Origin of the sequence: Devosia sp. Root105 (genome assembly GCF_001424865.1) — a bacterium.
In the GTDB taxonomy this organism is placed as follows: Bacteria; Pseudomonadota; Alphaproteobacteria; order Rhizobiales; family Devosiaceae; genus Devosia_A.
Window position 1 is genome coordinate 16586 of sequence record NZ_LMCR01000006.1, and the last position, 23109, is coordinate 39694.

General features: G+C 67.4%; 23 protein-coding genes. 11 read left to right on the forward strand and 12 right to left on the reverse strand.

Translation table 11 applies throughout. The annotated features are described in order from the left end of the window. The first annotated feature begins 142 nt into the window (after positions 1 to 142). The gene (locus tag ASC68_RS07620; protein ID WP_055877300.1) at positions 143 to 853 is read left to right on the forward strand and encodes a DUF1647 domain-containing protein; all 711 of its coding nucleotides are present in this window, start codon (positions 143 to 145) and stop codon (positions 851 to 853) included. Between the two features lie 265 nt (positions 854 to 1118). Here the strand turns inward: ASC68_RS07620 and ASC68_RS07625 are convergent, their stop codons facing one another. Next, complete coding sequence (locus tag ASC68_RS07625; RefSeq protein ID WP_055877302.1) at positions 1119 to 1325, reverse strand: hypothetical protein; 207 nt, start codon at positions 1323 to 1325, stop codon at positions 1119 to 1121. 81 nt (positions 1326 to 1406) lie between these two features. Here ASC68_RS07625 and ASC68_RS07630 point away from each other — a divergent pair, with 81 nt between their 5' ends. From ASC68_RS07630 to ASC68_RS07640, 3 genes are read left to right on the forward strand one after another with little or no spacing between them, the layout of a single operon-like run. Next, positions 1407 to 2141, forward strand: a complete 735-nt coding sequence (locus ASC68_RS07630; protein ID WP_055877304.1) for a hypothetical protein — start codon at positions 1407 to 1409, stop codon at positions 2139 to 2141. An 11-nt stretch (positions 2142 to 2152) separates the two neighbouring features. Beyond that, positions 2153 to 2548, forward strand: a complete 396-nt coding sequence (locus ASC68_RS07635) for a hypothetical protein (RefSeq protein ID WP_055877307.1) — start codon at positions 2153 to 2155, stop codon at positions 2546 to 2548. Beyond that, a complete protein-coding gene (locus ASC68_RS07640) occupies positions 2548 to 2784 on the forward strand; it encodes a hypothetical protein (RefSeq protein WP_055877310.1) in 237 nt (78 codons plus the stop codon). The genes ASC68_RS07635 and ASC68_RS07640 overlap by 1 nt, the downstream gene beginning before the upstream one ends. A gap of 18 nt (positions 2785 to 2802) precedes the next feature. Here ASC68_RS07640 and ASC68_RS07645 read toward each other — a convergent pair whose 3' ends face one another. Continuing rightward, positions 2803 to 3630: a metallophosphoesterase gene (locus ASC68_RS07645; protein ID WP_055877313.1), complete on the reverse strand. Its 828-nt coding sequence runs from the start codon at positions 3628 to 3630 to the stop codon at positions 2803 to 2805. A gap of 3 nt (positions 3631 to 3633) precedes the next feature. Then, positions 3634 to 4581 (reverse strand): diacylglycerol kinase family protein, encoded by a 948-nt coding sequence (locus ASC68_RS07650; RefSeq protein ID WP_055877314.1) that lies wholly within the window; start codon positions 4579 to 4581, stop codon positions 3634 to 3636. 178 nt (positions 4582 to 4759) lie between these two features. Here ASC68_RS07650 and ASC68_RS07655 point away from each other — a divergent pair, with 178 nt between their 5' ends. Further along, positions 4760 to 7435 carry a PAS domain-containing protein gene (locus tag ASC68_RS07655; protein ID WP_082527993.1) on the forward strand — a complete coding sequence of 892 codons (2676 nt, stop codon included), beginning with the start codon at positions 4760 to 4762 and terminating at the stop codon, positions 7433 to 7435. Further along, on the forward strand, positions 7432 to 7794 hold the full coding sequence (locus ASC68_RS07660; RefSeq protein WP_055877320.1) for a response regulator: 363 nt from the start codon (positions 7432 to 7434) through the stop codon (positions 7792 to 7794). Before ASC68_RS07655 ends, ASC68_RS07660 begins: the two co-directional genes overlap by 4 nt. Positions 7795 to 7812: 18 nt before the next feature. Here the strand turns inward: ASC68_RS07660 and ASC68_RS07665 are convergent, their stop codons facing one another. From ASC68_RS07665 to ASC68_RS07700, 8 genes are all read right to left on the reverse strand, one after another. Continuing rightward, entirely contained in the window at positions 7813 to 9222 is a 1410-nt protein-coding gene (locus ASC68_RS07665) for an AMP-binding protein (protein WP_055877322.1), read from the reverse strand. Beyond that, positions 9219 to 10061: a hypothetical protein gene (locus ASC68_RS07670; RefSeq protein WP_055877325.1), complete on the reverse strand. Its 843-nt coding sequence runs from the start codon at positions 10059 to 10061 to the stop codon at positions 9219 to 9221. Before ASC68_RS07670 ends, ASC68_RS07665 begins: the two co-directional genes overlap by 4 nt. Beyond that, a complete protein-coding gene (locus ASC68_RS07675) occupies positions 10058 to 11359 on the reverse strand; it encodes a hypothetical protein (RefSeq protein WP_055877328.1) in 1302 nt (433 codons plus the stop codon). Before ASC68_RS07675 ends, ASC68_RS07670 begins: the two co-directional genes overlap by 4 nt. Continuing rightward, on the reverse strand, positions 11356 to 12453 hold the full coding sequence (locus ASC68_RS07680) for a DUF3419 family protein (protein WP_055877331.1): 1098 nt from the start codon (positions 12451 to 12453) through the stop codon (positions 11356 to 11358). Before ASC68_RS07680 ends, ASC68_RS07675 begins: the two co-directional genes overlap by 4 nt. Beyond that, positions 12450 to 14903, reverse strand: a complete 2454-nt coding sequence (locus ASC68_RS07685; RefSeq protein ID WP_055877334.1) for a PEP/pyruvate-binding domain-containing protein — start codon at positions 14901 to 14903, stop codon at positions 12450 to 12452. Before ASC68_RS07685 ends, ASC68_RS07680 begins: the two co-directional genes overlap by 4 nt. Next, on the reverse strand, positions 14900 to 15826 hold the full coding sequence (locus ASC68_RS07690) for a UbiA family prenyltransferase (protein WP_055877337.1): 927 nt from the start codon (positions 15824 to 15826) through the stop codon (positions 14900 to 14902). Before ASC68_RS07690 ends, ASC68_RS07685 begins: the two co-directional genes overlap by 4 nt. Continuing rightward, positions 15823 to 17070, reverse strand: a complete 1248-nt coding sequence (locus ASC68_RS07695; RefSeq protein ID WP_055877341.1) for a hydroxymethylglutaryl-CoA reductase — start codon at positions 17068 to 17070, stop codon at positions 15823 to 15825. The genes ASC68_RS07690 and ASC68_RS07695 overlap by 4 nt, the downstream gene beginning before the upstream one ends. 176 nt (positions 17071 to 17246) lie before the next feature. Then, positions 17247 to 17555, reverse strand: a complete 309-nt coding sequence (locus ASC68_RS07700; RefSeq protein WP_055877344.1) for a hypothetical protein — start codon at positions 17553 to 17555, stop codon at positions 17247 to 17249. 286 nt (positions 17556 to 17841) lie between these two features. Here ASC68_RS07700 and ASC68_RS07705 point away from each other — a divergent pair, with 286 nt between their 5' ends. The 5 genes from ASC68_RS07705 to ASC68_RS07725 all read left to right on the forward strand — a co-directional run bounded on the left by ASC68_RS07705 (position 17842) and on the right by ASC68_RS07725 (position 21911). Next, a complete protein-coding gene (locus ASC68_RS07705) occupies positions 17842 to 18615 on the forward strand; it encodes an amino acid ABC transporter substrate-binding protein (RefSeq protein ID WP_055877347.1) in 774 nt (257 codons plus the stop codon). A gap of 87 nt (positions 18616 to 18702) precedes the next feature. After that, on the forward strand, positions 18703 to 19383 hold the full coding sequence (locus tag ASC68_RS07710; protein ID WP_055877370.1) for an ABC transporter permease subunit: 681 nt from the start codon (positions 18703 to 18705) through the stop codon (positions 19381 to 19383). After that, positions 19380 to 20123 carry an amino acid ABC transporter ATP-binding protein gene (locus tag ASC68_RS07715; protein ID WP_055877350.1) on the forward strand — a complete coding sequence of 248 codons (744 nt, stop codon included), beginning with the start codon at positions 19380 to 19382 and terminating at the stop codon, positions 20121 to 20123. The genes ASC68_RS07710 and ASC68_RS07715 overlap by 4 nt, the downstream gene beginning before the upstream one ends. A 202-nt stretch (positions 20124 to 20325) precedes the next feature. Further along, positions 20326 to 20682, forward strand: a complete 357-nt coding sequence (locus ASC68_RS07720; protein WP_055877353.1) for a YciI family protein — start codon at positions 20326 to 20328, stop codon at positions 20680 to 20682. A gap of 8 nt (positions 20683 to 20690) precedes the next feature. Next, positions 20691 to 21911 carry an RNA polymerase sigma factor gene (locus ASC68_RS07725; RefSeq protein ID WP_055877356.1) on the forward strand — a complete coding sequence of 407 codons (1221 nt, stop codon included), beginning with the start codon at positions 20691 to 20693 and terminating at the stop codon, positions 21909 to 21911. Positions 21912 to 22144: 233 nt separating this feature from the next. Here the strand turns inward: ASC68_RS07725 and ASC68_RS07730 are convergent, their stop codons facing one another. Then, positions 22145 to 23008 (reverse strand): DMT family transporter, encoded by an 864-nt coding sequence (locus ASC68_RS07730; RefSeq protein WP_055877358.1) that lies wholly within the window; start codon positions 23006 to 23008, stop codon positions 22145 to 22147. Positions 23009 to 23109 lie beyond the last annotated feature (101 nt).

Genomic DNA, 23109 nt, shown 5'->3' on the forward strand with positions numbered 1-23109 from the left:
TTTCCCGCTGCCATCCCCCGAGAAGACCGGAGATTTCCATCTCGTCTGATAATCGCCAAGACAAATCTGCTAACTATCGGAGCTAGTGGCTTGAGCGAACACCACTAAGTACGCTAGCCGCCACGGTCAGGAGGGTTCCAGCGTGTCAAATTCCAGAAGCTTACGCGTCGTCACGGGGGCCAGTGCAAATCACGGCAAGTCGCTTCTACAACTGCTGAGGTCGCTAAAGCGCTGGGAGAGAAACACTGCCGTTGCGGTTTACGACCTCGGGCTCGAAGATCATCACGTCGAAGCCGTGAGGCAGCTAGGTTTCGAACCGATCGTGTTTCCCTTCTCAGACTACCCGCCGCATTTCGACATCAGCGTCAATGCCGGCGCGTATGCTTGGAAGGTGGCAATCATAAAGCTGGAGATGGACAAGGGGGGTGCGCCGCTACTTTGGCTGGACGCCGGGAACCTCGTGCGATTTCCGCTGCTGTGGGTTCGTTACGGCCTTCGCCGGGACGGTTTCTTTTGCCCTAAGACATGGTTCACCGTGACGAGGTACACCCATCCCGGTATGTATGAAGCGCTGGGCATCCCAGTCGGGTGGGCCGGTGAGCGGAAGCAACTGAACGCTGCGATTGTCGGCGTAAACCACACATTCCCATCGACACGGGCGCTCGTGGACGAGTGGCTCGCTAGAGCGATGGAAGAGTCGATCATTGCGCCCCCAGGGTCTAGCCGCGACAATCATCGGTGGGACCAGTCGCTGCTTACCCTTCTCGCCTATCGTGCAGACATCCTTGAGAAGCCCAGCCGCACTGAACCCGGCATTCTGACCCACCAGGATATCCCCGAAGGTTCAGCCTAGAACCTCTGGCGGTCGTTTGACCGCCTGTACGCCCGTCCGCCTGCCCCTCGCCGGAGATTTCCCATCAACCCAACCTTCCCGTGCGAGGCGGCGACGCTGCACGACGCTGTCGCCAGCCTCGAGGCCTACCGGTAGGGCCAGGCGGCCAGCGAAACCGTCATCGGCTATCGCAACAAAAGCCCAGTGCACTGCCCAAGCCCATCACCGGCACAACGCTCAAAGAACTGCTGGTCGAGCAGAAGCGCTGAGTCCGCTACGCCAGTGATTACCAGATCAGCTCGAGCGCCTCGACCAGATCACGCAGGGTGCTTGCCCTGCTGGAATCGCGCGAGGGCGCTCTGGCGCCCTGCCTGGCAGAGCTGATTGGCGAGCCATCTGTCTCGCGGCCGCGGCAGTTCGGCAGCTGGCGGCCGGCGAAACTCTCCCGGACGTCGATCACGCCGGCTGACCGCCGATCGATGCTCGCTCGCATGATCTTCACCGCTGCCGCGCCCCCCTGAACGCCCCGCAAGCTCGTGCGGTGCGAACTACCTCGTCAACATCGGAGAACCCCATGAACCCCAACGTCCCCCGCGGGGCGGCGATGCTGCTCGACTTCGTCGCCGGCCTCGAGATCAACCGGCCGGGCCGGGCCGGCTATGAGACCATCATCGGCTACCGGAACGAGAAGCCCGGCGCGCTGCCCAAGCCCATCACCGGGATGACGCTCGACGAGCTGCTGGTCGAGCAGAAGCGCTGGGTCCGCAATCTCAAGGCGCCGAGCGGCGCGGCCGGGCGCTACCAGATCATCCGGCCGACCCTCCTCAGCCTCATCGCCGAGCTGGGCGTGCCGCTCTCGGCGACGTTCACGCCCGAGCTGCAGGACCGCTTCGGCCTCGCCCTGCTGCAGCGGCGCGGCTGGAGCCAGTTCGCCGCCGCCACCTTGTCGCTGCGCGATTTCGGCAACCGCCTAGCGCGCGAATGGGCGAGCTTTCCCGTGCTCAGCCGGCAGCAGGGCGCCCATCGCACGGTGGAGCGCGGCGAAAGCTATTATGCCGGCGACGGCATCAACGCCTCGCTGACCAAAGCCACCAACGCCGAAGCCGTGCTGGCCGAAGTGCTGAACGAGCTTTCCCGCGCGCCGGCGCCGGCTAAGCCCACGCCGGTCCCGCTCCCAACCGACCCCGCGCCCACCCCAGAACCAACCCCGCCCCGCAAGGGCTGGGGCCCGCTGGGGTGGTCCATCCTCGGGCTCGCCATCGCCGTGAGCCTGGTGGTCGCTGCCTTCACCCTCCCGCTCCCCTTCTGAGGACACTTGAAATGACCGCGTTTCTCTCTTCCGCCGCCCTCGGCTGGTTCCTGCGCCGCATCCTCGATTGGGGCGGCTGGCTCGGCGCCGCCTTGCTCGCCGTGATCAACTTCTACAACGCGCTGCCGCCCGAGCTGCAGGTGGTGATCACCAAGATCGTCGCCGGCAACTGGCAGGAGATCACCCTTGGGGCCGTGCCCGGGCTCGTGGCGCTGCTCTGGAGCCAGATCCAGTCCTATCGCGCTACGGTCAGGCCGCAGGTGGTGATCGATGGCCAGCAGCTGCCGATCAACAGAATGCCGCACCGCGAAGCCACCGGCGTCGAGGAGCTGAGCCGCACTGCGCTGGAGAAGCGCGGCGAGACCCTGGTCGAGAGGCTGCTGAAGCTCAAGCTGGGGAGGCCGTGATGCCCACTCCCCGCTTCGATCTCACCATCAACCTCGGCCACGTCATCACCTTCGGCGGCCTGCTGGTCACCATGGCCGTCGGCTGGGCCACCTTCGATGGCCGGCTGCGGGCGGTGGAGCGGACGCTGGAGACAGCGACGGCAACGCTGGTCGAGCAGGTTCGCCAGGGTGCGCAGCTGGCGGCGGTGTCCGATCGGGTCACCAAGCTCGAGCGGGTGGCGGAAGCCGACCGATGAACCCGGCGCGCCAGGCCCTCAGGTCAGCCCCGATGCCGTCTCCCGGGTCACCCACTGGTCGCTGCTCCAGTCGCGCACCGTCACCGAAATGCGGCCATTGTCGACGTCGATCAGGTTGTAGCCATTGGGCTCGCCCCGCAGCCGGGTCGAGATCGTCGACGACGCCTGCGCCACGAGGATCGGGGCGCTGGCGGCCTGGCGCAGGCCCTGCGGCGCCCCTTCGGCCACGCTGCCCGGCCGCTCGTGCTTGCGCACATAGGACAGGTGAAAGTGCCCCGAGAGGACCAGCCGCACCCCCAGCTCCGAGAAGGTCTCGAGCGCCTGGTCCGCTCGCTTCACCAGCCGCATCGGTTTTTCGCCCGCCGTTTCGGGCTGCATCAGCGGGTGGTGCGCCACCACCACCCTGAGGGCGTCGGGCGAGGCCTTGTCGAAGCGCGCCGCGAGGCGGCGAAGCTGCCCGCGGTTGATCGCGCCATGCGCCCAGTTCAGCCCGGCGCGCAATCGCCGTGAGGTTTTGAGCCCGGCAATGGCGACACCGCCGAGTTCCACAAACGGTTCGAGCTCGGTGTCGATATAGCGCCGGTAGAGGCCATAGGGGTCGAGGAAGCGGCGCATGAGGTTGACGGCCGGCACGTCATGATTGCCGGGCACGGCAAACACCGGCGCCGTGAGCGTATCGAGAAACGCCCGGGCAGCGCGAAACTCGCTCTCGGAGCCAAGCTGGGTGAAATCCCCACTGACCACGACGATGTCGGGGCGCTGCGCCGCGAGATCATCGGCCAGCCCTTCGGCCACGCGCGCATCGTGATGGCCGAAATGCAGATCAGAGAGGTGGCAGATGCGCATGGTTCAACCGGCCTCCGGCTCGGGCTCGACCAGCCCTGGTTCGGTCTCGGCCACCGGCGGCGCCAGCACCGACAGCGCCAGCGGCAGCGAACGGAAGCGCAGTGGACCCTGCAGCGTTACCACCTCCCCATCCAGCATCGCCCGGACCAGCGGGCGGCGGGTCCGCACTACCACGGCGCGGACGCTCTCCATCTCGAGCACTTCGTCGTTCCGCCATGAGCCAAGCACCATCTCCGTCGCCAGGCGCAGCGCATCGCGCAGGCGCAGCTGCCGCAACAGGTAGAGGCTCAGCATTCCCTCATCGAGGCGCGGCCGGTGAAATACCTGGCCCAGCCCCTCGCCATAGTCGTTATTGGCAACGGCGATCGATTGCACCCGCTCGATCCGTGGCTCGCCGGAGCGCGGCGTGATCTCAGCGGCAAAGCGGCGAAGCCGAGACAGCCGGCGCACGAAGTGTCCGAGAAAGGCGATCCGGGCGGCAAACCCATCGCGACCGCGCAGCTTTTCCCGCGCCGCAGCGATGCCGGGCACGGCGCCGATCACCACCTTGTGGAGAAATATCTGCCCGTTCACTTCCCCCACGTCGATCTTGCGCGGCACCATGTCGCCGAGCGCCTCGAACCAGGCTTCGAGCGCCGTCGGGATGGCAAGGTCGCGGGCGAGGAGGTTTGCGGTCCCCAGCGGCAGCACGGCGAGGCTGCGTCCGGTGGCAATCGCCACCTCCGCCAGGGCGGTCACCGTGCCATCGCCTCCGGCCGAAAGCAGAACTTCTGCCGGGCTGTTGCGGGCGGTTTGCAACCGCTCGGCGAATAGCCGGCTGGCATCGGCATCGACACTGACCGCAATGCCGCGCTCGGCGAACAGCCCGTGCAGGCGCTCGGCGGTGATACCCAGCCGTGTCGCGCCGCCCGAATTGGCATTGAGCACGATATGAAACTTCGTCTGTAGCACTGCGCGCCTTCTGGAGGAGCACTGGCTCCGTCGTCCTCAACGAAGCCGAGGAGCCATCGGTTCCGGTCAAGCCGGCTTGCGCCTGGCCTCCGGGCCAACTGCCCATTCCCAATCACCGCCATGGAACTTAATCGCCGGTTCCGGCATTTATGGCGCTGCACGAGGGGGCATTTCAGATATGGCAGACCGTCCGGCTTCGATGAAGCTGCGTCCACATGTTGTGGCCGTCGGGGCGATACTGGCTTTGCTGCTGATGCTGATCGGGGGCACCGCTTACCTGCTGACCTCGAGCTATTTCGATACAAGGCGGGCCGTGCATGATGATGCGGGCTCGTCCTCGCAGGTGGTGGCGGCCAACGTCAAATGGGCCTTCGAAACGGCGCGACAGACGCTGCTCAGGGTCGACGATACGCTCGGCCCCGACATTTCATCGCCCCCACCTGGTGCCGCCGCGCAGCTCAAGGAAGCGATCTCCACACTGCCCGGCCAGCCCAGGATTTACGTGGTCGATGCCGCCGGCGCCACGAGCCTCACCACCGACGAGCCGTTCAAGCCGATCGACGTGCGCGATCGTGAATATTTCGCGGCCGTCGCCGCCGGCGAGCCGTTCCACGTCTCGGCGCTGCTGGTCAGCCGGCTCAACAACGAGCAGATCTTCACCATCAGCAAGCGCATCGAGCGCAATGGCCAGTTTGCCGGCGCCGCCATCATCTCCTTCAATTCCGAACTGCTCGAGGAAATCTGGCAGTCGCTGCACCTCGACGAGCAGTCGACCGTAGGCCTGTTGCGCGAAGACGGGCAGCTGGTATCGCGCTACCCGCTGCCGCCCGGACCGCAGGATCTCAGCAAGTACATCCTCTTTACCACCTACCTGCCTGAGGCGCCCAACGGCAGCTATGACGCAGTCTCCCCAACGGATGGCGTGCACCGCGTTGTCGGCTATCGCCGCGTCCCCGGCACCAACCTGATCGCACTGGCCTCGGTCAGCAGCGACATTGCCTTCGCCTCCTACTGGGCGGCGACCTGGGGCGTGCTGGCGCTGGTCATCCCGGCGCTCCTCGCTTTGGTGCTGATCGCCTGGGGCACCTTCCGGCTGCTGCGCGCCGATGCCCGGCAGCGCGAAGCCGAAGCACAGTTCCGGGTGTTCGCCGAGGCCATGCCCAACCATGTCTGGAGCGCCCGGCCCGACGGCAAGCTCGACTGGTTCAATTCCGGCGTCTACCGCTATAGCGGCCGCAACGAAGGCGAGCTCGACGGCGACAACTGGACCAGCATCATCCACCCCGACGACCTGCCCGAGGCCGGCAAGCGCTGGGCCGCAGCGCTCAGGGACGGCACCCCGTACGAGGTGCAGTTCCGGGTGCGCGGCGCCGATGGCAGCTATCGCTGGTTCTTGGCGCGGGCCGTGCCGCTGCGCAACGCCAGGGGCGAGATCAGCAAGTGGATCGGCACCAATACCGATATCGATGACGAGAAGGCGACGCTCACCCGGCTGGCCGAGAGCGAGGCGCGGTTGCGGCTCGCCATCGAGGCCGGCCAGCTGGCGATCTGGGAGCTCGATATCGACGCCCTGCAGATCACCGCGTCGCCGGCCCTCAACCGGCTTTATGGCTTTCCCGAGGAGGCCACCCCGACGCTGGCCGAATATCAGTCGCGCTATGCACCCGGCGAGGCCGAGCGGGTGGCGGCGATCAGCGCCGCCGCCGTGGCGCGCGGCGATCTCGATCTTGAGGTCGAGTTGAAGCATGTCTGGCCCGATGGCACCGAGAAGTGGCTGCTGATCCGCTCGCAGCTGAAGCCGGGTTCGACCGTGAGTTCGGGGCGTGCCATCGGCGTGGTGATCGACGTCACCGAGCGCCGCCGCATCGAGGAGCAGTTGCGCCGCAGCGAACAGCGCTTCCGGCTGAGCCAGCACGCCGCCGGCATCGCCTCGCTCGAGGTCGATATTGCCAGCGGCACCATCCAGGGCTCGGAAAAGTTCTGGGAGCTGTGGGGCCTCGAACAGCGCGACAAGGCGCATGTCAGCCTGTTCGAAAGCATCGTCGTGCCCGAAGACAAGGATGTCCGCTCCAACGACGAGACGCGCCGCTCGGGAACCGCGACGCCCAATGTCGAATACCGCATCCGCCGGCCCGATACCGGCGAGCTGCGTTGGCTCAGCCGCCACATGGAGTTCATCCATGACGAGGCGGGAAAGCCGGTGACCATGTTTGGCGTGGTGCAGGATATCACCGAGCAGAAGGAAGCCCGCTCGCGCCAGGAAATGCTGACGCACGAGCTGTCGCACCGGATCAAGAACATGCTCGCCATGGTGTCGGCGCTGGCCACCCAGACGCTGCGCGACACCACGCTCGAAGCCGGCAAGGAAGCGCTGATCCAGCGCCTCGGCGCCTTGGGCACTGCCCATGATGCGCTGCTCGGGCGGAACTGGACGGATGCACCGATGCAGGCCGTCATCGCGGCGGCAACCGCCCACCTGCCGTCGGAGCGCATCACGCTCGGCGGCCCCAGCTTCGCCCTGTCGCCCAAGATGGCCCTGTCGATGGCGCTGGCCGTCAATGAGCTCGGCACCAACGCGCTGAAATACGGCGCGCTCTCCAACGAAACCGGCCGCGTATCGATCGACTGGTCAGTGGAAACGCACGATGGAGAGAAAACCCTCACCTGGACATGGCGCGAGACGGGCGGCCCGCCCGTTACTCCGCCGACCCGGCGCGGCTTCGGCTCCTTGCTGATCAAGCGCGTGCTGGCTTCAGATTTTGGTGGCGAAGTCGACGTAGTCTACGCCCCCGAGGGCCTGACCGTGACATTGAGCGCACCGCTCGAACACCCCGATGCAGGAGCCGCCAGATGACGACGCGCAACACCACCGTGCTGGTGGTCGAGGACGAAGCGTTGCTGCTCTATTCCATTGCCGACGAGCTCCGCGATCAAGGCTTTGACGTGGTGGAAGCCCGCAACGCCGCCGAGGCCATCCGCGCGCTGGAAGCCCACCCCGAGATTCGTCTGCTGTTCACCGATGTCGACATGCCCGGCGCGATGGACGGCCTGGCGCTCGCCGCGGCAGTGCGCAACCGCTGGCCGCCGGTCAAAATCATCGTCACCTCCGGCAAGGGCCGCCCGGCGCCTTCGGCACTGCCGGACGGGGCATTCATCCCAAAACCGTATACGTCGCATGCGATATCGGAGGTGTTTCGCCGCCTCGGGGGGTAGCAGGAGAACTGTCGGCCCTCATCCCCGCCCCACCAGCTTCGCCAACCTGACATAATCCACCTTCGAGCGATGCCGGCGATCGAGTGGCATTGCCACCTTCACCGCTCGTGCCCCGAACGCCCGCTGCGCCAGCTCGGTCCACTGCTGCGGGCCGAGTTCCTCGCCTTCGAGCGCGATCACCATCGGCTCGGTCCCAGGCACCAACGCGGCTCGCTGCACGCCGGGCCATTGCCTCGCGACCGTCTCGACTTCGAACGGGTAATGCCCCGCGGCAGCGGCCGAGAGGCGGCCGCGGAGCCAGAGGTTGCCCTCGGCGTCGAGGCGGCCGGCGTCGCCGGTGCGGTGCCAGATTTCGCCATCGCGCCGGAGCTTGTTCTCGGCGTCGCCGACGCCGTCCATATAGCCCTTGTTCACATGGGCGCCGCTGACCACGATCTCGTCGTCGACGATCTCCAGCGCCACGGCGGCCACCGGTTTGCCGGCGAGGATGCCGCCGCCCGCCTGCATCTGCTGCCATTGTTCGGCGGTGATGTCGCGCACATGGAGGTGGGCGATCGGCTCGGCTTCGGTCGAGCCGTAGACCGCGACGATATCGGTACGCGGCAGCACTTGCGACAGACGCCTGAGCAGATCGGGGAATACCGGCCCGCCGCCGGTGAACAGCACGTCGAGCGCCGCCGCTTCGCCGCTATCGGCCAGCCGTTCGGCGATCACCGGCGGCACCATGGCGCGGGTGACGCGGTGCGCCGCGAAGTGCTGCAGCAGCGCGGCGGCGTCGGCCCCGTCGTGGCGGCTGAGCCGCCAATTCGGCAGCACCGAGGTGGTGCCGAGCGACAGGTTGGCGATGACGAACACCGGAAAGGCGACGAGATCGGTCTCGTCGTCGCGCCGCGGCGCGATCAGATCATGGAGCGCCGCGTTCTGCGCCGCGAGAAAGCCGTGGCTGCGGACGATCCCCTTGGGCCGGCCGGTCGAGCCGGAGGTGAAGGAGATCAGCGCCGGGTGTTCCGGCGCGAGGTCTTCGAGCGGATCGCCCTCGGCGGCACCGAACTGCAGCCGCCTGGTGCCCCAGAGCTGCGGCACCAAGTAGGGCAGCAGCCGATAGACCCCGCCGACCAGCACCGCCGAAGGCGCGGCAATCTCCACGGCGCGCTGCACCCCGGCAAACCCCATTGCCGGCTCGGGAAAGACGATCGTCGCGCCCAGCCGCCACAGTGCCGCGATGGCGAGATAGAGCTCGATGCCGATCGGCAGCACCACCAGCACCCGATCGCCGCGCTCTACCCCCTGCCCCCGCAGCGCAGCGGCAAGCCGCCCGCTCCGCAGCGCCAGTTGCTCATAGCTGATCGCCTCGCCGGCGCCGGTGATGATCGCGGGCCGCGGGCCGAGCCGGGTGGCCCTATCGAGAAAGCCGGCGATCAGGTTCATGGGCCGAGGTCGCGCCCCATCAGCGCATAGCGCCGGAACACGCTGGCGCTGTGCCGCTCGCTGCGCTGGCGCGAGACGTTATCCTCGTGCATCAGCGCATGGATCACCTCGGTAAAGCCGAGCTCGAGGGCGCGCCGATGATAGCTGTCGGCCAGCAGGTGCCCGACGCCGCGCAGGCCGCTGGCATAGGTCTTGAGGATGGCGGTGGGGGTGGCCGACCCACGGTCGGGCATGCCGAACAGGAAGCCGACCAGTTGCCGCGCCGGACCATAGGCGAACAAGATATGGCGCGGGTCGAGCAGCGGCAGCAGCGGCCGGTAGAGCTCGAGAAAGGCCTCGCGGCTGATCGGCTTGAAGAAGCGGTTGCCGGCAAAGGCCGAGCCGGACATATCGAACAGCTTGCCGATCAGCAACTCGGCACCCTGGCCGTCCCAGGCGGTGACGGTTACCCCGGCCATGCTGACCGGGGCCTCGCCGATGGTGTCGACGAGCCGCGCCCGCGACGACACGTAGCTGGAGATCGGCGTGAAGCCGGCGGCGATGAAGGCAGCGTGATCGTGCGGGCCACTCTGCGGCTCGAGCGCGAAGGGCGGCGTGCCGTCGCTCTCCGACACCAGCCGGTACTTGTGCCAGGTATCGCCATCCATCGGGCCGATGAGCGCTTGGAGGCCCTCGGAGCGGAGCTCGGCCGCGGCGCGCGACAGCAGCTCGACGCCGGCCTCGGGCGAGCCGAACGCCACCGCGCCGATGGCGGCGGTGCGCTTGCCATCCCAGCTCGGCGCATCGCGATAGAGCATCGCCGTAGCATCCTGATGCGTCATCGGCGTCGGCGTGGTCATAGGAACATTCCCCTGAAATAGAACACCAGCGGCACCAGCATCGCCACGGCGAACAGTTTGGCGCTGCGACGCGTGGTGAACCACTCGGGCCGGAGCATGGCGAGCCCCGCCGGCACCGCCAGCGCGGCGACCAGCCAGGGCCAATCGGCATCGAACCAGGGCGGATGCCATGGGGTGTTGAGGGCCGAGATCCAAGTGAAGAGGCCGGCAATCGCTGCGCCCAGCGGCAGCAGCACCAGCCGCCACCAGCCGCGCGTCGCCAGCGCCGCGAAGCCGAGCGCCACGGCGGCGAAGGTGAGGTTGAAAAGGGCGAGCACCGAACGCCCGGCCAGCTCGCCGGCAATGAGCCAGAACAGCGCCACCACCGCCGCGACCGCCAGGAGGTCGAGCTCGGGACGCTGGCTGGTGCCCGGCCGCCTGGCACGCGCCCACACCTGGCCGACAATCACCAGCGCGGTCAGCGCCGCGTTGTGCGGCGCCATCAGCGAAATCATCAGGAAGAGCAGGATCGCATAGCCCCGCGCGGCGCGCTGCGGCAGGTGCAGCGCCTCGGCGACCAGCAGCATCAGCCCGAGGAACAACAGGAACCCGACCGCCACCACCACCAGTTCGGCCGAGCTGCTGGCCAGATATTGCTGCAGTAAGAGATGCGCGCCGATGGGAACGAACAGGTTATCGAGCCCGCGCCAGGAATCGGCTTCGACCAGCGCGCAGAAGGCGGCGACGAGGAAGGACAGCACCACCACGTTGAGCCGTGGCGCATCGGTGAGCAGCAGCAGCGTCACCAGCGCCACCAGCCAGGTGACGACGAAGAACGCCGCCACGCCCTCGAAGCTTTTGGAGCCATCCTCGACGGCGAAGCGACGCTTACCATACTCGGTGCCGACCAGCGCCGACGCGGTATCGGAGAGGGTGATCACCAGCAGCGGCAGCACGTAGAGGATCGGCTCGCCCAGCCCACGGAAGAAGGTGAAGGCGATGGCCAGCGCCAGGTAGATTTCGCCCCACGACTCGCGCTTCACCTCATGCAACACGCCGCCGACCGAGGCGAGCATCGGGCTGCGCAGCGCCAGCATCAGGATCACCGCCGCGCCGATCAGGAGGAACACCGGCAGCGCATTCGAAAACAGCAGCGGGAAGAACAGAGCCGCGGTGCCGGTCGCGACATGCACGAGCTTCCGCTGGGTTTCCGGCCCGATGTTGTAGCGCCCGGCGAAATAGCGCACGCCACCCATCAGCGACAGCATGCCGACAATCACCGCGGCGATGAAGATGCCGTCGCGCCAGGTGAGGCTCACTTCACTGCCTCGACCACGAAATCGGAGTAAAAGAACGCCTTGTCCGCCGCCTTGCCGGCAGCGATCTCCGGCTCGAGCCGGCTGACGCGACCGGCATGCACGGGCGGCACGCGGCGCGGCACCATCATGTTCCAGTAGACCAGCCGCGCCCCGGGATTGGCGGCAGCGAGGATCGCGCCATAGACGGTCTCGAACACCTCGGGGCTCATATATTCGAAGATATCGGAGAGGTTGAAGCCATCAGCCCTCTCGCCGCTCTCGACCAGCGTTTCGAGCGCCCCCTCGCGGATATCGAGCCGGTCGAGTCGGGTGCGGATGGTGTCGTAATGCTCGGCCCGCCAGGCCAGCGGCAGCGCTGCGCCGTGTCCCGGCTTGAGGATCCAGTGCAGATACGGGTTCTGCGAGGGGTCGAGATCGACCGCCGCGTGCCGGAGCCGGCCTGCGACATGTTCGGCAAGGCTGCCCTCGACATGCTGGAAGAACGCCGGATCGCGCCCCAGCCGCCCCATGACGAAATTCGAAAAGAACAGCTTCAGCAACAGGTTCCAGCGCCAGTTGTTCCAGCGCCGGTCGAGGAACTCGGCCCGTGCCGCGAGCGGCTTCGACACGAACACCTCGTCGATCGTTGCTCGGCTATGCACGAGCGGCAGCAGGTATTGCCTGAGGATGCGGAAATAGCGTTCGAACTTGCCGACGCCGCCCAGCCCATACGCCACCACGGCCTCGCGCCGCGCACCCCAGAAGGCTGCAAGCTCCGCGGGAAGACCCGCGGCAGCCGTGTCGAACAGTTCGCCACGCCGCTCGGAGGGCCGTGAGCCCAGCAGTTCGACAAAGCCCTGGTGATCGAGCGCCCGATACGCCGCGACCCGCAGCTTCAGGCACGCCACCTGCGCCCGCGAGAGGTCGATGGTGATCACCTTCTCCGGGTCGAGCAGCAGCATGCCGAGCGCGTTGTCGCCGGCCGAGCAGATCGAGACCAGCACCTTGCCACGCTGCTGCCCCAGCGCCGCGTTCAGCACATCGGCATCTTCCCACAGCTGGGCATAGCGAATGTCGTCGAAGCGCGCGTGGCTCGAAATCTCGGCGCCGTTCATTTGACCCTCCGGACCTGGCCCGTCGCGCCATCCACTTCGATCAATTCACCATCGGCGATCCACTCCATGGCGCCTTTCAGCGCTACGACGCAGGGAATGCCCAGCTCGCGCGCCACGATGGCCGAATGCGACAGCGGGCTGCCCCGCTCGACGACGATCGCCGCGGCATTGGTGAACAGCGCGATCCAGCCCGGATCGGTGTGCCGCGCCACGAGGATCTCGCCGCGCTTCAGCGTGCCGGTGCGCGGATCGGCGATCACCCGCGCCACCGCGCGGACGACGCCCGCACTGCAGCCGACGCCGTTGCGTTCACGCGCCTCGTCCCGCGCGCGCGGCGCCACCGGTGCGATGGCACCGCCGACGGTGGCGACGGCGCCCTTGAGGCTCAACCGCTCCGGCGTGTCGCGCCGCGTCGCGGCCGCCGCCATCTCGGCGCGCCGCAGCCGGGCCAGCGCCGCAAGATCATGGCTCACCGCAAAGCCCTCGATCGCCCCCAGCACTTCGGCGACGGTGAGCATGAACACGTCATCGGGTATATCGAGCAGGCCGAGCGCATGGAACTGCACGCCGACGGCCCGGAACAGCCGCCGCCCGCGCCCGAAGATGCGGGTCCGCTCGAACCTGAGGTTCTCGCGATCGCGCACCCGGCGCTTGGCGATCCCCAGCACCACCCCGGCAATGGCGCGGCGCAGCGGATGTCCCTTGAACAGCCTGTTGAGCGCTGCCGCCGGGTCGACCCGCTCGACGGCATGCCCCGGGCCGGCCGCTGCGGCCGCGGCGATTGCCTTGTAGAGCGGCGACGGATCGCGATCGAGCGTCACGCTCTCGAGCTTCAGCTCCTCCGGGCAGCGATCGGCGAAACGATCGAGATAGTCGGTCACCGCCTGGCTCAGCGCCGGGTGGCGCGCCAGCCCCTCGCCCTGCCCGGCCTCGAGCTCGGCCACCAGTTCCGGATCATCGGCCAGCAGCTTGCCCATCGCGCGGATGCGCTGCGCCGGCTCGGCCGAGACGATATCGCCCTGCCCGATCATGATGTCGGAATGCACGGCGAGCCCGGCTTCGCCGGCCCAGCCCTGCATCAGTTTCCGCGAGCCGCCAAAGGCGATCATGCAGAGGAAATCGTTGACCAGCGGCGCGTCCCAGCGATCGAGCAGGTCAGCCTCGATCCGCCGATACTCGGCGGCGAGCGCGGTCAGCGGCTTTTGCTCCAGCGTCGCCGCCGGCTCGGCCAGAGCTGCCCCGAGCCGCGCGTAAAACCCCCGCTTGGTACGCTCCAGCCTGAGGCTCGCGCCGGCCAGCGCCAGGCCGATGCGGGCCATGCCCAGCGCGCGGCGGAACCGCGATTGCGGCGGCGCCGCCACGGCGGCAACCAGCTCCGCCGGCAGCGGCTCGCTCACCCCCATCATCAGTTCCATGCTGGCGCTGTTGCTTGAAAACCCCGGCAGCAGCGCCAGCGCCCGGTACCAGTTGCCGAGGTTGTAGTAGACTCGGGCGTCGACCCGGCTCAGCAGGTTGTCGAACAAAGCCGCATGGCTGCCGATGGTCGCGGCGTCGATCCCCACCAGCCGCATGAAGGCCCGATAGACCCGCGCATAAGCGTATTGGGCAAAACTGAAGGTGAGCGGCGAAACGAGCCCGGGATAGCTCTCGACGATGTTGGAATTGTCGAGCACCACCAGCACCTCGTCGGCGATCGGCACCGGCCTGAGGCTGGTGGTGATCGGCCGCGCCTGCAACAAATGCAATCGCTCGCCGGCAAAGGCCCATTCCATATCCTGCGGCCCGCCGAACGCCGTCTCGGCGGCCAAGGCCAGGGCGCGCAGTGCTGCGAGATCGGCCTCGGTCAGGGTCGCCTCGAACGGCCGCTCCAGCACTTCACCATTGGCTTTCCCCAGCACATAGCGCTCGCCATCCTCCTCGCCGCCGACCAGCCGATCGGCGAGCCCGGCTATGGCCGAGACGACAATGCGGTCGCGGCGGCCGCTGACCGGATCGGCGGTGAACAGCACGCCGGCGCAGCGCGCCGCGACCATCTGCTGCACCACCACGGCCGGGGCGCCGCCATCGGCGCCGAGCTGGCGCGAATTGCGATACTCGGCAACGCTTTCGGCCGCCCCGCTCTCGAACACTTTTCGCGCTGCCGCCGGCACATCCCTTGCCGCAACGTTGAGCAGCGACAGGAACTGCCCGGCATGCGAGGCGGCGCTGCCATCCTCTTCGCGCGCCGACGAGCGCACCGCATAGGGCCCGGGGCCAATCCCCGTGAGTTGCGCCAGCAGCGCCACGCCGGTTGCCGCCTCGGCAGCGGCCGACATGAAAGCCGCCGCCTCGACCACGACAAAGGCCGGCACGTCGAAGCCCAGCGCCGCGAGCCGCATCAGCGTCGCGCCCTTGCCGCCGACGACATCAGCACCGGCGGCGCTCCGCATGTCATGGATGAAGCTGGTCACGACAGCGGCCCCGCCAATCCCACCATGACGTAACAGGCAAATACCCAGAGCCCCGCCACCAGATCGATCCGCTTCTGCCCGGCGAGGTCCGGCTGCCGCATGAACCGGCCGGCCAGCCACAGCACCGGCAGCAGCGCCACGAGGCCCAGCACCCAGATGGCGATACCGGCGCCGGCCAGCGTGCCGATGCAACCGACGAGGATATAGGAGAGGACGCAGCAGCCGGCCCAGATGGCCGCCGAGCGCCCGGGGCCATAGAGCGCCGAGTAGGTCTCGACGCCCTCGCGTTCGCTTTCGGGCGCCCAGGTCTTCCGGCCGAACTCCAGGACGCACCCATTGACGCAGCTCAGGATGACGAAAATCCAGATCCCCGGCGGCGGCAGCGCCGAGTGCGGCAGCCATTCGGCGGCGGTGACGTAAAAATCGATGAAGGCCATGATGGCCATGTGCGAGACGAGGTAGAGCAGCGGCCGCGCCTTCAGCCAGGCCGGCACGAAGAACTCCGCCGTCATCAGCCCCAGCCACAGCCAGACCAGCCCCAAGGGCAGCAGCAACAGCGGCGAGATGCTCAGGCTGAGGACGATGGCGAGCGCGGCCGTCGCGAGCCCCAGCCGCCGCAGCAGTTTCAGGCTCACCAGCCCGCGCGGCACCGGCCGCTCCGGACGGTAGCGGCTGTCGTCGTCGAAATCCTTGAACTCGTCGGCGACCCGCAACTGGAACAGAAAGCCGATCGCCACCAGCCACACCGCGACGAACACCCAGATCGACGGCAGCGGCCGCCCGCCAAGATGCGCCGAGAGGCTGAGGCCGGCGGCGGTGAACACGGCGAGCAGCACGGCGGTCTTGCCGAGCGGGAAGCGCTCGGCCTGGTAGATCCACAGTCGCTGCGTGAGGCTCAGCCCGGCCTCGGCGGTGGTGCTCATCTGAGCCGCGCCAGCTTGTGATGTGCCCGGGTGAACTGCCCGCCGGCAATCGCCGCGATGATCGAGATCTCGCCGCAGAGGCATAGCGCCGCCACCACTTCGGCCAGAGCCGCGGCCTTGCCTGGTCCGGCCAGCCCCAGCAAATCGAGCGCCGCCGACTGGCTGGGCAGCCCGGTGCCGCCGCCGACCGAGCCGACCAGCACATTGGGCAGCGTCACCGAAAAGAACATGCCCTTGTCGCGTGGCTCCATGCGGGTGAAGCCGACCGCCGATTCCGACACGCAGGCCGCATCCTGCCCGGTGGCGATGTAGAAGGCGGCGAGCCCATTGGCGTAATGCGCCTGCGAGCCGAGCTGGCCGCTTAGCACCGCGCCCAAAGCCGCCACCCGCCCATAGGCGACCAGCGCCTCGGGCGTCACGCGGAGGGTGCGTGCCATCAGCTCGTAGGGCAGCTCGACGCTGGCCGAAACTTTTCGCCCGCGCCCCGCAAACATCCCCAGATACGAGGCTTTCTTGTCGCCCGAGAAATTGCCCTCGATGAACGAGAAGCGCGGGCGGATCGGCGAATGCGCGGCGATATAGGCGCAGATCGCCTCGGTCGCGACGGTCACCATATTCTGCCCGGCAGCATCGCCAGTCGAATAGCGGCAGATCACGAACACCGTGTCGCTGTCCATGAACGGCTCGAGCGATTGCAGCTTGCCATGCCGCGTCGTCGCCTCGGCCACGCTCCGCAACTGCTCGGCATTCTCAGCGATCCAGCTGATGAACGCGCCGCATTCGTAAAGCCCGCTGAACACGAACGCCGGGGTGCGCAGCACGCCCTCGCCCAGCATGCCTGCGCTCACCCCGCCGGCCAGCGACACGATATCGGCGCCGCGACCGTAGGAGGCGACCAGCGCCGCCTCGGTGGTCGCCAGCGGCACGTAATAGTCGCCGCTGGCATGGACGCCGTTGACCCTGAGCGGCCCGATCACCCCCACCGGCACTTTTACCGTGCCGACAAAATTCTCGATATTGCGGCCATAAGTTTCGGCCGCCGCGAGGCTTCCCGCGTCGGCCAGCCGGTCTTTCGATGAGGCGGGCACCCCCGCCTCGATGAGGTGCGACCACACTGCCTCGGCCGATGCGCGATCGCTGCTCTGATGCATGCGCAGCCGCTTCGGCCGCCCGGCCCCAGGCGACGGGCGCAGCCGGGCCGCGAGGTCGGCAGTTGCCGACTTGGCCCGCAACAGCTCAAGCATGTTCAGCACTCGTGCCGGCAACAGCGACGCCAAGATTGCCCCCAGTTTGGTCAGCCAGACAATGCGGAGCCAATACTGAAAGGCTCGCTAACGCAACGCGGACGCAACTTTCGAGCTGCAGCAAGCAGTTAACGGCGAGACTATTTGCAGCCGCTATTGCCGGTGATGCTGGCCAATCAGAGCACCGTCACCTGGAACAACCGGACCAGGATACGCTGCTGCTTCAGCTCAGCCTCCAGCGTTTCGCGATAGTGGCGCCACCAGGCGGTATCGACGTCGGTGACCATCACCTCGAAGATGGCGATCCGATCGTGGATGGCCTCACCGCTCAGCGGCTTCCAGGCGCCTTCGGCCGGCGATTGCAGGAACGCCGTCACTCCGCCAAAACTCTCGGTCAGTTCGGCCTTGGTGCGCTCGAACACATCAGGCGGAATCGGTGCGCCGTCGGGCAGCTCGAGCGGTAGATAGATCTGGACGACAAACATCTCGCAGCCTGAATAACACCCGGGACCAGCAACCTGCCAGTGTGCATGGCGGATCGTCCAGCCCCGTCTCCGGCGGGTGCGCGCTTATCCCGGGCAGAACTGGACTGCCCGCTCATGGCGCTATTCTAGCAACCAATATCGGCGGGGCAGCTCCCTCTAGCATGGGCAGCCACCGGCCTCGGCCCGAGTAAAAAGCCCTTCCAACCCATTGCGGCGTCTGGGCGCGAGGGGCACGTTTCAGCCCAAAGCCGGGGGCAGATGACCCACCGGCCAATGGAGAAGAAACATGAACATCCTCAAGTCCGTGCTGGCGATCGGCCTTGTCGGCCTTGGCCTTTCGACCCCGGCGCTCGCCCAGACGGCGCTCGACCAGGTCAAGACTGCGGGCGCGCTGCGGGTCGGCACTGAGGGCACCTATGCCCCCTTCACCTTCCACGATGCCTCGGGCGCGCTGGTCGGCTTCGACGTCGAGATTGCCGAGCAGATTGCCAAGCGCATCGGGGTGAAGGCCGAGTTCGTCGAAGGCCCCTGGGATGGGCTGATCGCCGGCATCGATGCCAATCGCTATGACGTGGTGATCAACCAGGTCGGCATCACCGACGCGCGCAAGGAGAAGTACGATTTCTCCGAGCCCTATATCGCCTCGAAGGCCGCGCTGATCGTCAAGGCCGACAATACCGACATCACCTCGTTCGAGAGCCTCAAGGGCAAGAAGGCGGCGCAGACCACCACCTCCAATTTCGGCAAGCTCGCCGAAGCCAGCGGCGCCGAGATCGTGCCCACCGACGGGTTCGACCAGTCGATCGCGCTGGTGATCCAGGGCCGTGCCGACGCCACCATCAATGACAGCCTGTCGTTCTTCGATTTCAAGAAGCAGCAGCCCGACGCGCCGGTGAAGATCGCCGCTACCCAGGCCAATGCCGACTATTCCGGTGTGCTGCTGGCCAAGGGCAAGCCCGAGCTGCTGGCGGCCATCAACGAGGCGCTCGCGGCGATCAAGGCCGATGGCACCTATGCGACGATCTCTCAGAAGTACTTTGGCGAGGACGTCTCGCAGTAGTCGAGCAACTGCCAGCTATTGTATGGATCGGCCTTGAACGAGGCCGATCCATTCTCTTTTGGGGGACGTGCGATGATCTTTTGGGAAGTGCCGCCCTGGCTGAACCTGATGCTCGAGTCGCTGCCCTCGCTGCTCTGGGCCTGCCTGCTGTTCACCGTGCCGCTGACGCTCTTGAGCTTCGCCTTCGGCCTCGCCGTCGGCTTCGGCGCGGCATTGGTCCGGCTGTTCGCACCGTGGCCGTTTGCGGCGCTGATCCGCTTTTATGTCTGGATCATCCGCGGCACGCCGCTGCTGGTGCAGCTGTTCCTGATCTTTTACGGGCTGCCCAGCGTCGGCATTACGCTCGATGCGTTCCCCGCGGCGCTGATCGGCTTCACCCTGAATGTCGGCGCTTACACTTCCGAGATCATCCGCGCCACGCTGATCTCGGTGCCCAAGGGGCAGTGGGAAGCCTCGTTCTCCATCGGCATGACCTGGACGCAGGCGATGCGCCGGATCATCGTGCCGCAGGCCGGCCGCGTCGCGGTGCCGCCGCTTTCCAACACCTTCATTTCGCTGATCAAGGATACTTCGCTCGCCGCCGCCATCACCGTGCCCGAGCTGTTCCGCGCCGGCCAGCGCATCGTCGCCACCACCTATGAACCGCTGATCCTCTATGTCGAAGTGGCGCTGATCTACCTGGCGGTCAGCTCGCTCCTGTCGATGCTGCAGGGCCGGCTCGAAAAGCGCCTGGCGCGTTACGGCGGCTTCATTGGAGCCGCGTCATGATCGCGCTCGAGGCCATCCACAAGCAGTTCGCCGATGTCGAAGTGCTGCGCGGCGTCTCGGTGCGGGTGCCGGAGCGCAGCGTCACCGCGCTGATCGGCCCCTCCGGCAGCGGCAAGAGCACGCTGCTGCGTTGCGTCAACCTGCTCGAGCTGCCGCAATCGGGCAGCGTAACGGTCGGCGCCAACCGCCTCGAATTCGGCGCCGGCTCGCACCACTCGCGGGCCGAGATCCTCACCATGCGACGCTCGACCGGCATGGTGTTCCAGAACTTCCAGCTGTTCCCCCACCTGACGGTCGAGGAGAACGTCATGGAAGGGCTGGTCACGGTGCTGCGCTGGCCGCGCGACCAGGCGCGCGCCCATGCCCGGGCGCTGCTCGACAAGGTCGGGATGGCGGCGAAAGCCGAGGCCTGGCCGGCCAACCTCTCGGGCGGCCAGCAGCAGCGCACCGCCATCGCCCGGGCGCTGGCCCCATCGCCCGAAGTGCTGCTCTGCGACGAGCCGACCTCGGCGCTCGATCCCGAACTCGCCGGCGAGGTGGTCGAAGTGCTGGCCCAACTGGCGCGCGAGGGCACCACCATGCTGATGGCCACCCACGACCTGCGCCTCGCCTCGACCATAGCCTCGGACGTGGTGTTCCTCGACCGCGGCGAAGTGGTGGAAGCCGGCCCGGCGCAAAGCCTGTTCCGCGCTCCGCAGAAGGAGCGCACCAAGCAGTTCGTCGCCAGTCTCTCGGCCTAGGGCGTTTCGCCGCTTCGTTGAATCGGTGAAACGCTCTAAGTCTTTGATCTGGTCACGCTTTCGAACCGGAAAAGTCTGCAACTTTTCCCGAAAGCGCTCTGGCCGACAGGCGCCTCCGAAATAATTCCGGCTCGCCTGTCGATCTCGCCTGACCTCCGTTCGACCGATCGCCGGTAGCAACTGCCAGCATATGGAGATGACAATGCAGTACCTGCTGATGATCTACGGCGACGAAGCGGCGATGGGCGCGGCGACGGCGGAACAGGGCAAGGCCATGGGCGAGGCCTATGCGCGCTTTACCCAGGATATCGTCAAGAGCGGACACCTGAAGGGTGGCGACAAGCTGAAGCCGTCGAGCACCGCGACCACCATCCGCCGCGGCGACGGCAAGTCGCTCACCACCGACGGACCATTCGCCGAAACCCGCGAGCAGCTGAGCGGCTATTACATCGTCGAGGCCAGCGATCTCGACGAAGCGCTGGCGATTGCGGAGAAGATCCCGTTCAGCGCCGGCGCGGTCGAAGTCCGGCCAATCGACAGCCTGTCGCGCATGTACTGAGTACGTGCATGCTCGACCGGGCGGCCATCGAAACGGTCTATCGCCACGAGGCGGGGAGAGTGCTCGCCACTCTCATCCGCCTTGTCGGCGATTTCGAGCTCGCCGAAGAAGGGGCGCAGGATGCGTTCGAGGCGGCGCTGACCCGCTGGCCGCAGACCGGCCTGCCCGACAACCCGCGCGCCTGGCTGGTCAATACCGGCCGGCACAAGGCCATCGACCGTCTCAGGCGACGCATTTCGTTGCGCGGCAAGCTGAAGGTGCTGGCCGCCGAAACCGCTGTCGCACCGCAACCGGATGCCGAGGATATCGAGGATGACCGGCTGCGGCTGATCTTCACCTGCTGCCACCCGGCGCTGGCGCTCGAAACCCGGGTGGCGCTGACCCTGCGCATCGTCTGCGGGCTCGCGACTTCGGCGGTAGCCAGCATCTTCCTCGTCAGCGAGGAAACCATGGCGCAGCGCCTGGTGCGCGCCAAATCGAAAATCCGCGACGCCGCCATTCCCTATCAGGTGCCGGGTCGCGAGCACCTCGCCGAGCGGCTCGCCGGGGTGCTGGCGGTGGTCTACCTGGTGTTCACCGAGGGCTACGCGCCGAGCGCCGGCACGGCGACCACCCGGCCCGAACTCTGCGCCGAGGCGATACGGCTCTGCCGGCTGCTCGACCAGTTGCTGCCGGGCGAGCCGGAAATCGCCGGCCTCCTGGCGCTGATGCTGCTGCACGCGGCGCGGCTTGGCGGCCGCAGCGACGGCGCCGGCGAGTTGCTGCTGCTCGAGGAACAGGATCGCACCAGCTGGGATCGCACGGCGATCGCCGAAGGCAAGGCGCTGGTCGAACGCGCCCTGTCGCAGCCCGGCCGCATCGGCCCCTATGGCGTGCAGGCGGCGATTGCGGCGCTCCATGCCCAGGCCCCCAGCTTTACCGAGACCGACTGGCCGCAGATCGCCGGGCTTTACCAGGTGCTGCTGCGGCTGCAGCCCTCTCCGGTGGTCGAGCTCAACGCCGCCGCGGCTTTATCGATGGTCGATGGCCCGGAGCGGGCGCTGCAGCTGGTCGAGGCCCTGGCCGCCGCCGGCACGCTCGACGGCTACTGGCCGCTGCACGCGGCGCGCGCCGACCTGCTCACCCGGCTCGGCCGACCGGCCGAAGCACAGGCCGCCTATGCCCGGGCGCTGCCGTTGGTGCGGCTCATGGCGGAGCGGCGGCTGCTCGAGCGGAAGATGCGCGGGTGAGGCACTCTTGCCGCAGTTTCGCACTGGCGGTGGTCTCGCGTCCCCTCGCCCCTTTGGGGAGAGGGCCAGGGTGAGGGGCAGCCAAGCACACCGGCAGGCCGGCTGCTTGCTGATCTCTGACGCCGGTGCGCTTGGCGCCCCTCACCCCGCGAATGAGGCCGTCGGCCTCATTCGCCGCCCTCTCCCCAAAGGGGCGAGGGGGCGGGGCGGGCACCGTCAGCACAAGCCCCAACCTACTTCGCAAACCGCCGCGCCCCCGCGACGCAGCCGATCACCGCTACCGTCACCAGCAGCATCGCCGGCGTCACCGTCTCGCCCAAGAGGCTTGCCGCCAGCGCCAGCCCGAAGAACGGCTGCAGCAATTGCAGTTGCCCCACGGCCGCGATGCCGCCCTGCGCCAGGCCGCGATACCAGAACACGAACCCGATCAGCATGCTGAACAGCGACACGTAGCCGAGGCTGAGCCAGGCCGGCAGACTGACCGCGGCGAACGACTGGGGCCAGTAAACCACCGTCAGCACCGCCATCAGTGGCAGCGACAGCACCAGCGCCCACGAGATCACCTGCCAGCCGCCCAGCGTGCGCGACAGCTTCGCCCCCTCGGCGTAACCGAGCCCGCAGACGATGATCGCCGCCAGCATCAGCCCATCGCCGAGCGGCGAGGCCTCGCCGCCCTGCGCCAGCGCGAAGCCGGCGACCAGCGCACTGCCGGCGAGCGAGAAGGCCCAGAAGGCCGGTTTCGGCCGCTCGCCGCCGCGGATTACCCCGAAGATTGCGGTCGAGAGCGGCAACAACCCGATAAAGACGATGGAATGCGCCGAGGTGACATGCTGCAGCGCCAGCGCCGTCAGCAGCGGAAAGCCGACCACCACCCCGAAGGAAACGATCACCAGCGACAGCAGGTCGCTCGCCTTTGGCCGCGGTTGCCGGAACACCAGCAGCAGGCCGAGCCCGAGCAGCCCGGCAATGCCGGCGCGAACGACGGTCAAAAAAACCGGATCGAAAGCCGCGACGGCGAGCCGGGTCGCCGGCAGCGAGCCCGAAAAGATGATCACCCCGATCAATCCGTTGATCCAACCGCTCGTCGACCGGTTCATGGCGCACTCCCGCGGAGCGCTTTCAGGAAAAGTTGCAGACTTTTCCGGTTCGAAAGCGCGACAAAACCAACAACCTTCCCTGCCGCCTTATCGGTTGCCGA

Excerpts from the sequence above, each read along its gene's own strand:
- ASC68_RS07670 (WP_055877325.1), bottom strand. The coding sequence starts at position 10,061 with ATGACCACGCCGACGCCGATGACGCATCAGGATGCTACGGCGATGCTC.
- ASC68_RS07725 (WP_055877356.1), top strand. The coding sequence starts at position 20,691 with ATGCTCGACCGGGCGGCCATCGAAACGGTCTATCGCCACGAGGCGGGG.
- ASC68_RS07625 (WP_055877302.1), bottom strand. The coding sequence starts at position 1,325 with ATGCGAGCGAGCATCGATCGGCGGTCAGCCGGCGTGATCGACGTCCGG.
- ASC68_RS07635 (WP_055877307.1), top strand. The coding sequence starts at position 2,153 with ATGACCGCGTTTCTCTCTTCCGCCGCCCTCGGCTGGTTCCTGCGCCGC.
- ASC68_RS07690 (WP_055877337.1), bottom strand. The coding sequence starts at position 15,826 with ATGAGCACCACCGCCGAGGCCGGGCTGAGCCTCACGCAGCGACTGTGG.
- ASC68_RS07655 (WP_082527993.1), top strand. The coding sequence starts at position 4,760 with ATGGCAGACCGTCCGGCTTCGATGAAGCTGCGTCCACATGTTGTGGCC.
- ASC68_RS07665 (WP_055877322.1), bottom strand. The coding sequence starts at position 9,222 with ATGAACCTGATCGCCGGCTTTCTCGATAGGGCCACCCGGCTCGGCCCG.
- ASC68_RS07660 (WP_055877320.1), top strand. The coding sequence starts at position 7,432 with ATGACGACGCGCAACACCACCGTGCTGGTGGTCGAGGACGAAGCGTTG.
- ASC68_RS07695 (WP_055877341.1), bottom strand. The coding sequence starts at position 17,070 with ATGCTTGAGCTGTTGCGGGCCAAGTCGGCAACTGCCGACCTCGCGGCC.
- ASC68_RS07720 (WP_055877353.1), top strand. The coding sequence starts at position 20,326 with ATGCAGTACCTGCTGATGATCTACGGCGACGAAGCGGCGATGGGCGCG.
- ASC68_RS07645 (WP_055877313.1), bottom strand. The coding sequence starts at position 3,630 with ATGCGCATCTGCCACCTCTCTGATCTGCATTTCGGCCATCACGATGCG.
- ASC68_RS07680 (WP_055877331.1), bottom strand. The coding sequence starts at position 12,453 with ATGAACGGCGCCGAGATTTCGAGCCACGCGCGCTTCGACGACATTCGC.
- ASC68_RS07700 (WP_055877344.1), bottom strand. The coding sequence starts at position 17,555 with ATGTTTGTCGTCCAGATCTATCTACCGCTCGAGCTGCCCGACGGCGCA.
- ASC68_RS07630 (WP_055877304.1), top strand. The coding sequence starts at position 1,407 with ATGAACCCCAACGTCCCCCGCGGGGCGGCGATGCTGCTCGACTTCGTC.
- ASC68_RS07640 (WP_055877310.1), top strand. The coding sequence starts at position 2,548 with ATGCCCACTCCCCGCTTCGATCTCACCATCAACCTCGGCCACGTCATC.
- ASC68_RS07715 (WP_055877350.1), top strand. The coding sequence starts at position 19,380 with ATGATCGCGCTCGAGGCCATCCACAAGCAGTTCGCCGATGTCGAAGTG.
- ASC68_RS07705 (WP_055877347.1), top strand. The coding sequence starts at position 17,842 with ATGAACATCCTCAAGTCCGTGCTGGCGATCGGCCTTGTCGGCCTTGGC.
- ASC68_RS07730 (WP_055877358.1), bottom strand. The coding sequence starts at position 23,008 with ATGAACCGGTCGACGAGCGGTTGGATCAACGGATTGATCGGGGTGATC.